Origin of the sequence: Vibrio algivorus, from assembly GCF_030161215.1 — a bacterium.
GTDB classification, from domain to species: Bacteria; Pseudomonadota; Gammaproteobacteria; order Enterobacterales; family Vibrionaceae; genus Vibrio; species Vibrio algivorus.
Genome location: NZ_BSPV01000003.1, coordinates 414,505 through 427,445 on the forward strand (window position 1 = coordinate 414,505; position 12,941 = coordinate 427,445).

General features: G+C 39.9%; 15 protein-coding genes. 8 read left to right on the top strand and 7 right to left on the bottom strand.

Annotated elements, in window-relative coordinates:
* Nucleotides 1–6 precede the first annotated feature (6 nt).
* Both cysW and QQJ93_RS03505 read left to right on the top strand, forming a co-directional pair.
* Entirely contained in the window at nt 7–891 is an 885-nt protein-coding gene (gene cysW, locus QQJ93_RS03500; RefSeq protein ID WP_089124112.1) for a sulfate ABC transporter permease subunit CysW, read from the top strand.
* Nucleotides 888–2,018 carry a sulfate/molybdate ABC transporter ATP-binding protein gene (locus QQJ93_RS03505; RefSeq protein ID WP_089124113.1) on the top strand — a complete coding sequence of 377 codons (1,131 nt, stop codon included), beginning with the start codon at nt 888–890 and terminating at the stop codon, nt 2,016–2,018. Before cysW ends, QQJ93_RS03505 begins: the two co-directional genes overlap by 4 nt.
* A 110-nt stretch (nt 2,019–2,128) precedes the next feature.
* Here the strand turns inward: QQJ93_RS03505 and QQJ93_RS03510 are convergent, their stop codons facing one another.
* A complete protein-coding gene (locus tag QQJ93_RS03510; RefSeq protein ID WP_089124114.1) occupies nt 2,129–2,380 on the bottom strand; it encodes a DUF2999 family protein in 252 nt (83 codons plus the stop codon).
* 199 nt (nt 2,381–2,579) lie between these two features.
* Between QQJ93_RS03510 and QQJ93_RS03515 the strand changes: the two genes are divergently transcribed.
* Genes QQJ93_RS03515 through ccoP form a run of 4 tightly spaced genes read left to right on the top strand, consistent with a single transcriptional unit; the run spans nt 2,580 to nt 7,112 of the window.
* Nucleotides 2,580–2,915: a c-type cytochrome gene (locus QQJ93_RS03515; protein WP_089124541.1), complete on the top strand. Its 336-nt coding sequence runs from the start codon at nt 2,580–2,582 to the stop codon at nt 2,913–2,915.
* A 50-nt stretch (nt 2,916–2,965) separates the two neighbouring features.
* Complete coding sequence (gene ccoN / locus QQJ93_RS03520) at nt 2,966–4,414, top strand: cytochrome-c oxidase, cbb3-type subunit I (protein ID WP_244943792.1); 1,449 nt, start codon at nt 2,966–2,968, stop codon at nt 4,412–4,414.
* On the top strand, nt 4,404–4,994 hold the full coding sequence (ccoO, locus tag QQJ93_RS03525; protein ID WP_089124115.1) for a cytochrome-c oxidase, cbb3-type subunit II: 591 nt from the start codon (nt 4,404–4,406) through the stop codon (nt 4,992–4,994). Before ccoN ends, ccoO begins: the two co-directional genes overlap by 11 nt.
* A gap of 9 nt (nt 4,995–5,003) precedes the next feature.
* Complete coding sequence (gene ccoP, locus QQJ93_RS03530) at nt 5,004–7,112, top strand: cytochrome-c oxidase, cbb3-type subunit III (RefSeq protein ID WP_089124116.1); 2,109 nt, start codon at nt 5,004–5,006, stop codon at nt 7,110–7,112.
* 115 nt (nt 7,113–7,227) lie between these two features.
* Here the strand turns inward: ccoP and QQJ93_RS03535 are convergent, their stop codons facing one another.
* The gene (locus tag QQJ93_RS03535; RefSeq protein ID WP_170143422.1) at nt 7,228–7,380 is read right to left on the bottom strand and encodes a hypothetical protein; all 153 of its coding nucleotides are present in this window, start codon (nt 7,378–7,380) and stop codon (nt 7,228–7,230) included.
* Nucleotides 7,380–8,231, bottom strand: a complete 852-nt coding sequence (locus QQJ93_RS03540; protein WP_089124117.1) for a VOC family protein — start codon at nt 8,229–8,231, stop codon at nt 7,380–7,382. The genes QQJ93_RS03535 and QQJ93_RS03540 overlap by 1 nt, the downstream gene beginning before the upstream one ends.
* Before the next feature lie 154 nt (nt 8,232–8,385).
* On the opposite strand from QQJ93_RS03540, the gene QQJ93_RS03545 reads away from it, so the two are divergent.
* Nucleotides 8,386–8,718 (top strand): PBPRA1643 family SWIM/SEC-C metal-binding motif protein, encoded by a 333-nt coding sequence (locus tag QQJ93_RS03545; RefSeq protein WP_089124118.1) that lies wholly within the window; start codon nt 8,386–8,388, stop codon nt 8,716–8,718.
* A 73-nt stretch (nt 8,719–8,791) separates the two neighbouring features.
* Here the strand turns inward: QQJ93_RS03545 and QQJ93_RS03550 are convergent, their stop codons facing one another.
* Complete coding sequence (locus tag QQJ93_RS03550; protein WP_089124119.1) at nt 8,792–9,895, bottom strand: phosphoribosylaminoimidazolesuccinocarboxamide synthase; 1,104 nt, start codon at nt 9,893–9,895, stop codon at nt 8,792–8,794.
* Nucleotides 9,896–10,101: 206 nt separating this feature from the next.
* A complete protein-coding gene (locus QQJ93_RS03555; protein WP_089124120.1) occupies nt 10,102–10,509 on the bottom strand; it encodes a SulA-like leucine-rich domain-containing protein in 408 nt (135 codons plus the stop codon).
* Between the two features lie 327 nt (nt 10,510–10,836).
* Between QQJ93_RS03555 and aqpZ the strand changes: the two genes are divergently transcribed.
* Nucleotides 10,837–11,535, top strand: coding sequence for an aquaporin Z (gene aqpZ / locus QQJ93_RS03560; RefSeq protein WP_089124121.1), 699 nt, complete (start codon nt 10,837–10,839; stop codon nt 11,533–11,535).
* Nucleotides 11,536–11,686: 151 nt separating this feature from the next.
* Here the strand turns inward: aqpZ and QQJ93_RS03565 are convergent, their stop codons facing one another.
* The gene (locus QQJ93_RS03565; protein ID WP_089124122.1) at nt 11,687–11,872 is read right to left on the bottom strand and encodes a hypothetical protein; all 186 of its coding nucleotides are present in this window, start codon (nt 11,870–11,872) and stop codon (nt 11,687–11,689) included.
* A 188-nt stretch (nt 11,873–12,060) separates the two neighbouring features.
* Entirely contained in the window at nt 12,061–12,747 is a 687-nt protein-coding gene (locus QQJ93_RS03570) for a DUF2786 domain-containing protein (RefSeq protein WP_089124123.1), read from the bottom strand.
* Between the last annotated feature and the right edge of the window lie 194 nt (nt 12,748–12,941).

The following is a 12,941-nucleotide window of genomic DNA, read 5'->3' on the forward strand; positions in this document are numbered from 1 at the left end:
GATATGATGTCCAAATCTTCACATATTCGGCCTTCACGTGTTGGCGAAAAGCCTTTAGTCAAATGGAGTTTAATTTCTCTTGCGCTTTTTTTCGTCGCTATTCTTTTAGTTATTCCACTCATAAGTATTTTTCAACAAGCTTTTGCAAGTGGAATTGCTATCTATTTTAATAACTTGAGTGAGCCTGATACGCTTCATGCGATTGGTTTAACTTTGATTGTGGCATTATTAACCGTACCGATAAATTTGGTTTTCGGCGTAATGCTCGCTTGGTCGGTGACCCGGTTTGACTTTATTGGTCGCAAGTTTTTAATCACTTTAATTGATATACCGTTTGCGGTATCTCCGGTTGTAGCTGGCCTTTTATATCTGTTGCTATACGGAAGCAGTGGTTGGTTAGGTGAATGGTTATTTGAACATGATTTACAAATTATGTTCGCTTGGCCGGGGATTTTACTGGTGACTGTATTTGTGACTTGTCCATTTGTGGCGCGAGAGCTGATTCCTTTAATGCAGCAACAAGGCCAGTCGGATGAAGAGGCTGCTGTGATTTTAGGGGCTTCTTGGTGGCAATTATTTCGTCGTGTAACACTACCCAATATCAAATGGGCATTGATTTATGGTGTTATTTTGACCAATGCGCGAGCGGTTGGTGAGTTTGGGGCGGTGGCTGTGGTATCAGGCAATATTCGTGGTGAAACCAACACATTACCATTACATGTTCAATTGTTGTATGAGGATTATCAATCAGAAGCGGCTTTTGCCAGTGCATCTTTATTGGCATTTATCGCATTATTGACTTTGATTTTTAAAGCCATCGTTGAATGGCGACAAGAGCGTAATCATATCAACGGTCAGCAGTCTCAACAAAAGCAACAAGGTGAATTATGAGTATTCGTTTAAAAAATATTTCCAAGCAATTTGGTAAATTTGAGGCACTTTCACCGCTCTCGTTAGATATTGAAAATGGTGAAATGATAGGGCTGTTGGGGCCGTCTGGTTCGGGTAAAACCACGTTATTGCGCATTATTGCTGGATTAGAGAATGCCAATACGGGCTCTATTCATTTTGGTGACAAAGACGTAACTAACATTCATGTGCGTGACCGTCGAGTGGGCTTTGTATTTCAAAATTACGCGTTATTTCGCCATATGACGGTTGCTGACAACGTCGCTTTTGGCTTGCAAGTTATGGATCGTTCAGTACGACCTAGCACTGCCGAAATAAATAAACGTGTAAAGCAATTATTAGATATAGTTCAACTTGGGCATTTAGCTGGACGTTACCCTGAGCAACTTTCCGGTGGTCAGAAGCAACGTATTGCTTTAGCTCGAGCATTGGCAACCAAACCAGAAGTGTTATTGCTGGATGAACCTTTTGGCGCACTGGATGCTAAAGTGCGTAAAGATCTGCGTCGTTGGCTGCGTAATTTACATGATGAATTAGGCTTTACCAGTGTATTTGTTACCCACGATCAAGATGAAGCTTTAGAGCTTTCAGACCGTGTTGTGGTAATGAGTAACGGTAAAATAGAGCAGGTAGACTCACCAGTAGAGCTTTACGCTCACCCAAATAGCCGTTTTGTGTTTGATTTCTTTGGTAACGTTAATCAGTTCCAAGCTAAATGGGATAATAAACACTGGCAAAATGGGGAAGCCTTCATTTTGCCGCCTAAAACGGAAAGTACTCAAAAGAGTGGGTCTTTGTATATTCGTGGTCATGAATTGAGTTTATCGACCAAACCAAACAGTCAAGCATCATTACCTTGTCAAGTGGTGGCGGTGAACCCTGTTGGTGCGGAAGTGCGAGTTGAATTATCACCACTGGGTTGGGAAACCAATGAGATTTGGGAAGCGAAACTATCGCATCAAACCTTAAATGAACAATCGTTTAAACGTGGTGATGAAGTGTTCGCTGTGCCTCAAGTCGGTTACTTCTTTGCTGATGGAGATAAAGGCGAACCGACGGTTTTACGTTGGCCATTTCTCGCACCGGGTAACTTGATGTTTGATATCTAAACGAGCATCAATAGATTTTAGGACAAGACAATTTATATTAAAAGGGTCGCTATAAATGATAGTGACCCTTTCTAAATGACCTATACGCCAGTAAATTCTGTACCTTGAAATTACTTCTGAAGCTTTTCTTTTGCTTCTTCTACCTTTGAGTAATCCAAGCCCAATTCATCCACTGCATCTTTAATTAATGCAGGATTTTGCATGACCTGAGCCATCAGAATTTGTAGTTTTTCTTGTGGTAAACCTAGTTGGCTTATTGTTGCCATGGCAGCCAATGGGTTGGTGGTCAGCTCTTGAAAAATTTCACGGATCTGAGCATCTTCAATATTGTTTTCTTTTAACAGAGCCAAAATTGGATTCATGGTTCTCTCTTCTGTTAGTCAAATAAAGCCCTATGCTACACCAATTTAGATATCCGAATGAAGTTTTTATAAACAAACTCTTTTACGTGAATAACTGTAAGAAAATATAAATTTTGAACTACTCTTATTTATACCCAAGTCGTTAGGGTACATATCTCCTCAAAATACAATGAAAAGTTAGGAAGTGTTCATTATGGGTATGACTAAATTAATTATCGGGCTAGTCGTGGGATGTTTATCATTTACTTCTTATGCACAAGATGATGAGCAATTTAACGTCGGGCAAAAGAAGGCGGCCGTTTGCATGACTTGCCATGGTAGTGATGGGATTTCAAATATTGATATTTATCCTAATCTGCAAGGCCAGAAAATGGAGTATTTAGTCACTACCCTTAAAGCCTACCAACGTCGCCAACGTAGTGGTGGTCTAGCATTAGTGATGTATGAGCAAGCTGATAGCCTGACAGAAAAAGACATGCAAGACATTAGCTATTTTTTCTCCAAAGTGACGTCTTCATCTAATACAAATGAATAACGCTCCATCTATTTTCACTGCATGATGCTTATCTAACACGGAGGTACATGATGGAAACCACTTATGATATGAAAATAGTGAAGTATTTCATTATAACCAGCTTAATTTGGGCGCTATTGGGAATGTTGGTTGGCCTGATGCTCGCTGCACAACTTTATTGGCCAGTATTAAATTTTAATTCTGAATATATTCAGTTTGGACGGTTGCGTCCTTTGCATACTTCCGGTGTGATTTTTGGTTTTGTAGTTAATATTCTTATGGGAACGTCTTTATATATTGTTCAACGTACCAGTAAAACCGATCTATTTAATAAAAGCTTATCTTGGATGGTCTATTGGGGTTGGCAGTTGGTGTTAGTGTTGGCATTAATCACATTACCTTTGGGATTTACCTCATCGAAAGAATATGCCGAGCTAGAGTGGCCGATTGATATTCTCATTGCCGTGGTATGGGTGATGTATGCCATTTTATTCTTCGGTACGGTTGCTAAGAGAAAGGTTAAACATATTTTTGTGGCTAACTGGTTTTTCGGTGCATTTATTATTGTGATCGCGATGATCTTTATTATTAATAATTTAGAAATCCCTGTTAATTGGACGAAATCGTATTCTATCTACGCTGGAACTCAAGATGCGATTGTTCAATGGTGGTGGGGGCATAATGCGGTAGGATTTTTATTAACAGCCGGCATCATAGGTATGAATTATTACTTTATACCTAAAGTTTCTGAACGTCCGATCTATTCTTATCGTTTATCGATCGTCCATTTTTGGGGGTTAGTGGGCTTTTATACTTGGGCGGGGACTCACCATCTTGTTTACTCTTCGGTTTCAGATTGGATTCAAAATCTAGGCATTATTATGTCTTTATTATTGTGGCTGCCGTCTTGGGGTGGGGCATTCAATAGCCTGATGACCTTGCTTTCGAATAAAGAAAAATTAAAGCATGACTACGTGATGTTGTTCTTTCTCTCTGCGGTTTTGTACTACGCACTAGCCACTTTAGAAGGGCCATTACTCGCTATTCGGTGGTTTAACATGATTGCTCATAATACCGAATGGATTGTCGGCCATGTTCACTCTGCCGCTTTAGGTTGGGTCGCGATGTCTGGCTTTGCGGTGTTTTATTACTTCATCCCAAGGCTTTGGGGGCGTGAGCAAATGTGGTCACGACGCCTAGTGAAATGGCACTTCTGGCTGGCACATATTGGGATTGCGATTTATGCGGTGGCGCTTTGGATTGGCGGAATCGGTCAAGGTTATATGTGGTTGAAGCAACATCCAGATGGTTCACTCGCTTATAGTTTTGTGGACTCGATGAATTTTGTCGCACCATGGATGTTAGCAAGGTTTATTGGTGGAGCGTTGTTTGTTGTTGGTGTGATCATCATGATTTACAACTTATATAAAACCTTATCATTGCCCATTTCTGCGCTAAATCAGAGTCCTAAAACACGTGAGTTAGAAAATTCAGACGAGGGGAAAGTATATGTTAAATAAAGACTTTACCCAATCTGTTTGGATATTAATTATTTCTGTCATCGTGGTCGCAAGTTTTTCATTATTGACTTGGGTCGTTCCTGATTTGTTTATGAAAGATGAGTTGATCGAAAAATCAAAAATGAAACCGTATAGTGCTTTACAACTTGCTGGACGTGATATTTACATCAGTGAAGGTTGTCATACTTGTCACTCACAAATGGTGAGGCCATTACCGGCAGAGGTCGCACGTTATGGTGAAGCCACTAAGGCAGAAGATGATATTTATGAATATCCCAATCTATGGGGTTCAAAACGTACGGGCCCTGATTTGGCCAACTTAGGTCGAAAATATTCAGACCAATGGCACCAATTGCATTTAATGGACCCTCGCTCTGTTGTACCTACTTCCATTATGCCAGCCTACCCATGGTTATTTGAAAAAGTGTTAGATGGGGAAGATGTTGCCGACAAAATGGAAGCCTTGCGAATACTTGGAGTTCCTTACACCGATGAGGAAATTGATAAAGGGCGTTTACAGGTACGAAATAAAACACATGCCGATGCACTAATCAGTTATTTACAGAGCTTAGGTGAATAAGGGGGCAATATGTTAACGACATTTTGGAGTGCGTGGGTCATTGTTTTAACTGTCATCTTCATGGCAATTATGATTTATGTTATCTGGCATTATTGGCGTAAGAATCATGAGGCTGATGCCAATAAAGAGCTACATGTGTATGACGGTATTGCTGAAAATGATGCCAAATTGCCGAAGGTGCTGCTTTATTCTTATTTAATTGCCTTTATTGCAAGTGGGGTTTTCTTTGTGTTGTACCCTGGTATGGGGAACTGGCAAGGGTTGATGAATTGGCATTCAGATGATGAATTGCAGCAGCAAGATACTCAAATTATTGACCGTAAATTAACTGCATTACAAGCTGAGGATATGACACTCACTCAGTTGGCTGCGCAAGATGAAATTGTGGATTATGGCCGGCGTTTATTTTTAAATCATTGTGCGGCGTGTCATGGTGATGAAGGGCAAGGGCAAAAACATTTTCCTAATTTAATTGATAATGAATGGATTTATGACTCGAGTGATACTGGCATTATTCAATCGATTGCTCAAGGCCGACATGGTGTTATGGTTGGATGGAAAGATGTCCTGACGGAGCAGCAGATACAAGATGTTGCCGCTTATGTGGCAAACTTTGAAGCTGAACGTTCCATTGCGGTTGCAGAAGTGGTGCTAGAGCAAGGTAAAGAGGTTTATGCTTATAATTGTGCCGTGTGTCATGGTGATAATGGACGAGGTAACAAACAAATTGGTGCTTATAATCTATCGGATAATATTTGGGTTCATGGAGGCTCAATCGATGGTATTGAAGAGACGATTCGTGAAGGTTTGAGCTCTGAAATGCCAAGCTTTTCACAGCAACTTTCTGAAGCCCAAATTACTGCGGTGGCAGCTTTTGTAAAATACAAAGGCATGGAGCAAGAGCAAAAACGTGTACAGCTTAACTCTGACTTAATAGAGCGTGGTGAATACTTGGCTTACGCAGGGGACTGTGTTGCTTGTCATACCGCTGAAAATGGTGAACTTTTTGGCGGTGGACTGCCATTTCCGACGCCTTTTGGTACTGTCTACTCAACCAACATTTCTTCCCACTTAGAAAGGGGGATTGGCCGTTACTCTTATCAAGATTTTGACGATGCAGTACGTAAAGGAGTAGCAAAACATGGCAATCTTTATCCTGCTATGCCGTATACCTCATACCAATATATCACTGAGGAGGATATGCGTGCGCTATGGGAATATATTCAATCACTCACTCCAGTGAACTCTCCTAACAAGCCGAATACTATGATGTTCCCAAGTAATATTCGCTTGGGGATGTGGGCATGGAATACGGTGTTTTTTGATGAATCACCACTCACTTATTCTCAAGATAAAACAGAGGAGTGGAGACGTGGTAAATACCTAACATTAAGTTTTGGGCATTGTGCTGAATGCCATACACCTCGTAATATTGCTCAGGCTTTAGAATCAGATAAACCTTTTCAAGGCAATATTATTGATCATTGGAATGCTCCCGATATTACCGCTAATGAATTACATGAACATGGTTGGACAAAAGAGGATTTAGCCGACTTTTTACAAACAGGGCGTTCATCTAAAGGTACTGCTTTTGCCGGGATGGCGGATGTGGTGAAAAATAGTACCCGACATATGACACGTGAAGACTTGTTGGCTATAGGTGAGTACTTATTAGTCGGTGATGTGAATAATACACTTGACCCTAATGTTCAACCTTTGAAACCGACAGGGTTTACTTCAGTGGATAAACAAACGAAAGAATACCAAATTTTCGTTCAAACCTGTGGAGCATGTCATGGCCCTGATGGTAAAGGGAGAGCGAGTATTGCTCCAGCATTATTAGGAAATGGCATTATCTCTCATTCTGAACCATATAACACGATTGCGGTTGTGCTGAGAGGCTTATCTCCTGATTACTTAGAGCCAAATAAAGACTACATGCCAATGACTAGCTTTAATAATATTGCGGGTGATGGCGAAATGGCAAATATGATTAGTTTTATTCGCGATAAATTGGGTGCTAGACAAGAACCTGTCACACGAGAGATGGTGAAAGATATACGTGTTGATCTTGAGCGTAGCGGAGTAACAGGTGGTTTCCATGATGTAAAACAGTGATATTTCGATCGTCATCGATTCTAAAGTTACTTGGGTATAGAGTAATAAAAACCTCAATCATGGGTATAACACGATTGAGGTTTTGTTTTTGCTATCTTTCAAGATTAATTGAGTTTTATTTTAAATTGCCACCTACACCAATGCTTGGGTTGACATAAACAGGGCCAATCTTAAATGGGGCACCAATGTCTAGACTGGCATAAGGCGTACAAGAGGCGATCAGTAAGACGGCGGCAGTCGCAAGAATAATATGTTTGATATTTTTCATTATTTCATCTCCTGTATAACAAAGCCGGCACCCGCTGGGTCTCGGATGATTGCGACTGTACCGTTACGTACTTCTTTTGTTGGGGCCATTAAGACATAACCACCATTGCTTTCCACTTTCTCAACGGTCGCATTGATATCTGATACCTTAATGTAGTTAACCCAAGTGGTTGGTACATCGGCATTCGGCTTTTTCACAAATCCAAATGCGGCTTGTTCATTAATGGCCAAGTATGGATAACTATGGCCTAACAAGCTTTTATTGCTTGCTTTATAGTTACCCAGTTTTTGATAGAAATTTTGGCTTTGAGTAATGTTGTCGGTCCAGATTTCTTGCCAAATCCAATTGCTATCTTGTTTAGGTAAGGCGGAAGGGTCGCCAGTAAAGGTATTTAAAATGGAAAATACAGCGCCTTGTGGATCTTGAATAACTGCGAGTTCACCACGTCCTTTCAAGGTGGTTTTCTTAATTAAGGTTTTACCGCCAGACTGTTCTGATTGGGTTAATGTGTTATCTATATTATTGGTTGAGATCACCGGTAGCCAATAATTGGTACTGCTGTTGCTTGGCATTTTGGCCATGCCAGCAATGTTTTGACCTTTGTAGGTAATTAAGCTGTAGTCATCATTCACGGTTTCAAAGTTCCAACCAAAGACATTGTGGTAGAAAGGCTGAACTTTGTCTGGAGCGGTGGTGGCAAGATCTCGCCAAATGATGGTACCTACCGCTTTATTATTACTATTCGCTAGTGCAGGGAGGGTGAAAGAAGGAGATTGACTACATGCGGTAACGAATAAAGCTAGTGAGCAAGTGATTGGCACGGTTAACCATTTCGTTGAAAAAGGTTTCATTAGTTTATCCTTTAGTTTTCATTTACCTATTAAGATAGCATTGAAGAATATAAATGGTCATATTTTATTTAATATTCAATTGCTCTGTGTTGTTGCGTAAAACAGCGTATACTCGCCGCCAAGCACGTTGCTTCAATATTTTAAGTGGTACTCCATGTCCAAATTATTCTTTAAAGGCCGTATTGATACGCGCCAAAATCACGTTATGTCTGGTTATAACGTCAACCGTGAAGTAAAAGTGGGAAGCGCAGAGTTACCTTTGTCGCTAAGTGTTCAAACCGAAGCGCGTCATGCTGAAGTATTAGAAATCTTAAACGAGAATAAATTAGTTGCGGAGATTAAGATCGACTCTACTCAAGATGAGAATATTGTTGAGTTAGAAACGATTTTGAATAAGCCCAAACCTACGACATTTGAAAAAACGCCCAATCGTAATGACCCTTGTTCATGCGGCAGTGGTAAAAAGTACAAGAAATGCTGCGGCTAAACTTTTAGAAGCAGATAAAAAAGGCCTAAGCAGAAATTATTTGCTTAGGCCTGATTTTTTGTGGCGTAATAATTTAAACAATCAAATCGTAATCACGCTTTAAGATATCAATGATTTCTTGTTTTGGGTTGTCACTTAACTCGATCTTCCTACCTGTGATTTTTTCTGCAATACCTAAATACGTTTGGGAAATTTTCATGATTTCTTCTTGAGGTAGAGCATTATTTTCTGCAAGTGCGAAGCGTTCATCCATGCGGTTTTTATTTAATAGAATATCTGGATCTGGGAAGTAGTTTAATAAGAATTGGCGGAATCCTTCTTTTGAGTTTTCGACAATACGTCCCGCTTGGTATTCATTTTTATCCCAAATACGTGATGAATCAGGTGTCCCCACTTCATCCATATAAATGAGTTTTTCATTTCCAGCGGCATCATTGACGTAACCAAATTCAAATTTGGTATCGACGAAGATTTGGTCAACCTTATCTAACGCATCACTGATCACTTTAAAGCCTTCTTTGAGTAACTTTTCATAGTGAGCGATATCTTCTTGTTTAGAGAAATTAAATGCAGCGAAATTCTCTTCGATATCTTGACGAGCGATGTTGACATCATCCGCTTCTGGCACGTTTGGAATACCTTTTAAAATCCCTTTGGTTGATGGCGTCATCAGTAATTCAGGTAAAATTTTATCTTTTTCTAAACCTTCTGGTAGTGCTATACCGCAGAAATTACGCTCACCTTTTTCATAAGCACGCCACATAGATCCTGTAATGTATTGACGGCAAATGGCTTCAATCATGACAGGTTTAGCTTTTTGAACAATCCAAATAAATGGGTGGGGAATATCTAGAATATGGCTATCTGCGAGGTGGTTGTCTTTAAACAGTTGAAACCAATGGTTGGAAATTGCATTGAGCGCAGCACCTTTGCCTGGAACGCCTTTTAATCCACCCTCACCATGCCAAATACAATCAAATGCAGAGATGCGATCACTTATTACCATAATGGCTAAAGGAGCATCCTCGGCTACATCGTAACCTTTTTCTTTAATTAGGCGACGGCTGTCAGCTTCGGTTAACCAATATACTGAACGAACTTTACCACTATGTACTGGTTTGTCGGTACGAATGGGAAGGTCATCATTCACGGCAAGAACTTGATTAGCAATGCTCATTTCCATTTTCCTACTAGGCTTAAAACTGGGTATGTTAAGAACTAGGCATGAATGCCTTTCACACCTGAAAGCCGCATAATAACAGAACTCACCTAATTCCATCCAGATAAAAAGCAAACGTTTGCATTAAAATGTTCTTGCGTAAATCGAAGCCTATTTAGTCATCAAAATTTTATATCGCTATACCCAAGTGTTTTGAGAAGAAATTAATGTAGGTGTCGAGTTAGCGTTTGTTGAATCGAGCTATCCATAAAGAAGAGTTCACAGCCACTTTGACGTGCTTGGCTTTTGAGGGCCTCTTTGTCTTGGATTGAAAAATTGTCACTCGCTACAATCGCACTGGCATTTTTAGCATTGAGTGCTTTGAGAATGATGTCTTTTTCTGTCATCGAATGAGATTCTTTAATTTTTATTACTTTATGAGTTTCAATCCCGAAGTTTTGTAGTTCTTGATTGGTTGGTAGGGTGGCACCTGCGGTAAACAGTAACCAGTTTGGTTTTTTAGAAAGCATTGATAAACGAGAAAACAGAGAACTATTTTCTGAAAAAATATCGTCATTATGTGCAAAAGATGTGAACGCTTGATGAGGTAAAACGGCATTGTGATTCAACATAATAAACTGTCCATATATCCATACTGTGTTTTTATACAGTAGTTTTTTGTTGGTGAAAGATCAAGCGATTTATTGAGTGAATACTTAGTAAATGTGATTCCTGTCACTTTTTATTTGTGGATTTAAAAAACTGGTGTAAAATTAATGTGTTCATAACTTATTAAAAAAAAAGAAATTTAATGAGTTTTGACAGTAGGATTTTTCTGATGGTGTGGTCGATTTTTTTATTTACGACTAATTTTTTAATGGTGAATAAAAAGATCTTTCATCTTAGATAGACCAATGGCTTTACACGTTGTGAGGCTATAAATTCATAGGAATAAAAAAATGAATAAATATTTAGCAGAATGTTTTGGTACGTTTTGGCTAGTACTTGGTGGTTGTGGTAGTGCGGTATTAGCAGCAGCTTTTCCTGATCTAGGCATCGGCTTTGTGGGCGTTTCACTAGCCTTTGGTTTGACTGTTTTAACTATGGCTTTCGCAATTGGTCATATTTCTGGCTGTCACCTAAACCCAGCGGTATCTATTGGTCTATGGGCTGGTGGTCGTTTTCCTGCAAACCAACTTTTACCTTACATCATTGCTCAAGTTGCAGGTGGTATCATTGCTGGGGGTGTACTTTACGTAATTGCATCAGGTCAAGCTGGTTTTGATGTTGCGGCTGGTTTTGCATCAAATGGTTACGGTGAGCATTCACCAGGTGGCTTCTCTATGACTTCTGCATTAGTAACTGAAGTTGTGATGACAATGATGTTTTTGATCGTGATTCTTGGTGCAACGGACATACGTGCTCCTGCTGGTTTTGCTCCAATCGCGATTGGTCTATGCCTAACATTGATTCACTTAATTTCTATCCCGGTAACTAACACTTCTGTAAACCCTGCACGTAGTACTGCGGTTGCTGTTTACGTTGGTGATTGGGCGACTTCTCAACTTTGGTTGTTCTGGGTGGCACCAATTGTAGGTGCGATCCTAGGTGCTATTGCATACCGTTTCATTGGTTGCGAAAAAGCGGAAAACGCATAATCAATGTTGAAAGGTGTCTATATTCCTTCGCCAATCTTCCTTGCTTAAAGTTCTGGATGATAGCTAGGAATTCTGCATCTTGAAGTCATTTGGGTATATCAACTGGATCTAAAAAGGCGCTTATGATGAGCGCCTTTCTTTTGCTTATAATTTATTTCAATTTGGCTTGTTTGTCTCTTAAAGCCTGTTCTGCGAGATTAAACTGTCGAACATCAATTCGAGCAAAGTCGTGACATTCTGGACAAGCGTTATGACTCATCCCATCGATATATTCTAATTTAGTTAATTGACCTACGAATTGTTTGCACCAGTCGCAAGTACCATGAGCACTTTCCATTTTATATTTTCCCGTAACATCTTAGAATTCTTGAACGCCAAGAAGTGTAGCGAAGTAAAGTGACACTTTCGAATGTTATTGATGAGTTAAATGTGTATTTGATCACAATACTCAACAATAAAAATCAGGGAATCGATTGCCTGAATTAAAGGGATCATTCAGGCTCGAAAATCGGTGAGATATTGAGGTTATTTGGATAAGCGTTTCTTTTCTGTTGCGCCATCAATCGGGCGGTTAACCGAAACACGACGACCTTTTTTTAAGCCGACTTCATAGTCTGCCGTGAAGTTTTTCATGGCCTCACGTAACTGCTGTTTGAACGTTTCACGATCGACATTTTGAAATTCTTTATCGATGTAGTCGTTAATCTTATTCGCTGAGTCATCGTCTGGGGCAATTAAAGGCAGTTTTTCAAGGGCACCTTCGATCCAACCAGATAAGAAAGAATTAACACGACGTGTCACTTCAGCACTTGTTGTTCCCGTGCCTGAGAAACTATTGCGGAACTGGCCCGTTTGTTCATTCATTTCACGATAAATAATATCAAATGCAAAAGCGGCGAAAATAGCACGGTCAGCTTCACCAATAAACTCAACACGCTTTAAACCTTTGTGGTTGAGTAATACTGCCTCAATACCGAAACGAGTATTGATCCCACGTATTACGCGCAAAATGTTAGAGCTAATGTTTGCAGGCAGCAGATGGCTAGATTGAGTTTTACCCAATTTAATGAAATCAATATCGTCCTTATCCAAGCCATACTTCAGCATCAGCCTATGTGCCATCTTGATTGCTTGGGCTGCTTCATTGACGTTGGCTGAATTACCTAGCTCAAGGCATTTGGCAATTTTCTTAAGGGCTTTTTGTTTATCCATTACCTTCGGTGTACTCATTGATAGACTAATTGTCTGGGTAAAATAATGAGCCGCGTATTCTACCGTTTTTTGGGCTTGTAAGAAAGGACAACAGTTTAACTGGAATCACAAAACAAATTAGTATGATAAATCGGTTGCGCAAGACATTTTCTACTCCTCACTGTGATTGAAATAAGGTAAAGTGAAGTGATTTA

What these genes read in the sequence shown, in the direction of transcription:
- ccoO (WP_089124115.1), top strand. Translation starts at nt 4,404, where the DNA reads ATGTTAAATAAAGACTTTACCCAATCTGTTTGGATATTAATTATTTCT.
- QQJ93_RS03545 (WP_089124118.1), top strand. Translation starts at nt 8,386, where the DNA reads ATGTCCAAATTATTCTTTAAAGGCCGTATTGATACGCGCCAAAATCAC.
- QQJ93_RS03505 (WP_089124113.1), top strand. Translation starts at nt 888, where the DNA reads ATGAGTATTCGTTTAAAAAATATTTCCAAGCAATTTGGTAAATTTGAG.
- QQJ93_RS03555 (WP_089124120.1), bottom strand. Translation starts at nt 10,509, where the DNA reads ATGTTGAATCACAATGCCGTTTTACCTCATCAAGCGTTCACATCTTTT.
- aqpZ (WP_089124121.1), top strand. Translation starts at nt 10,837, where the DNA reads ATGAATAAATATTTAGCAGAATGTTTTGGTACGTTTTGGCTAGTACTT.
- ccoN (WP_244943792.1), top strand. Translation starts at nt 2,966, where the DNA reads ATGGAAACCACTTATGATATGAAAATAGTGAAGTATTTCATTATAACC.
- ccoP (WP_089124116.1), top strand. Translation starts at nt 5,004, where the DNA reads ATGTTAACGACATTTTGGAGTGCGTGGGTCATTGTTTTAACTGTCATC.
- QQJ93_RS03540 (WP_089124117.1), bottom strand. Translation starts at nt 8,231, where the DNA reads ATGAAACCTTTTTCAACGAAATGGTTAACCGTGCCAATCACTTGCTCA.
- QQJ93_RS03515 (WP_089124541.1), top strand. Translation starts at nt 2,580, where the DNA reads ATGACTAAATTAATTATCGGGCTAGTCGTGGGATGTTTATCATTTACT.
- cysW (WP_089124112.1), top strand. Translation starts at nt 7, where the DNA reads ATGTCCAAATCTTCACATATTCGGCCTTCACGTGTTGGCGAAAAGCCT.
- QQJ93_RS03570 (WP_089124123.1), bottom strand. Translation starts at nt 12,747, where the DNA reads ATGGATAAACAAAAAGCCCTTAAGAAAATTGCCAAATGCCTTGAGCTA.
- QQJ93_RS03535 (WP_170143422.1), bottom strand. Translation starts at nt 7,380, where the DNA reads ATGAAAAATATCAAACATATTATTCTTGCGACTGCCGCCGTCTTACTG.
- QQJ93_RS03550 (WP_089124119.1), bottom strand. Translation starts at nt 9,895, where the DNA reads ATGAGCATTGCTAATCAAGTTCTTGCCGTGAATGATGACCTTCCCATT.
- QQJ93_RS03565 (WP_089124122.1), bottom strand. Translation starts at nt 11,872, where the DNA reads ATGGAAAGTGCTCATGGTACTTGCGACTGGTGCAAACAATTCGTAGGT.
- QQJ93_RS03510 (WP_089124114.1), bottom strand. Translation starts at nt 2,380, where the DNA reads ATGAATCCAATTTTGGCTCTGTTAAAAGAAAACAATATTGAAGATGCT.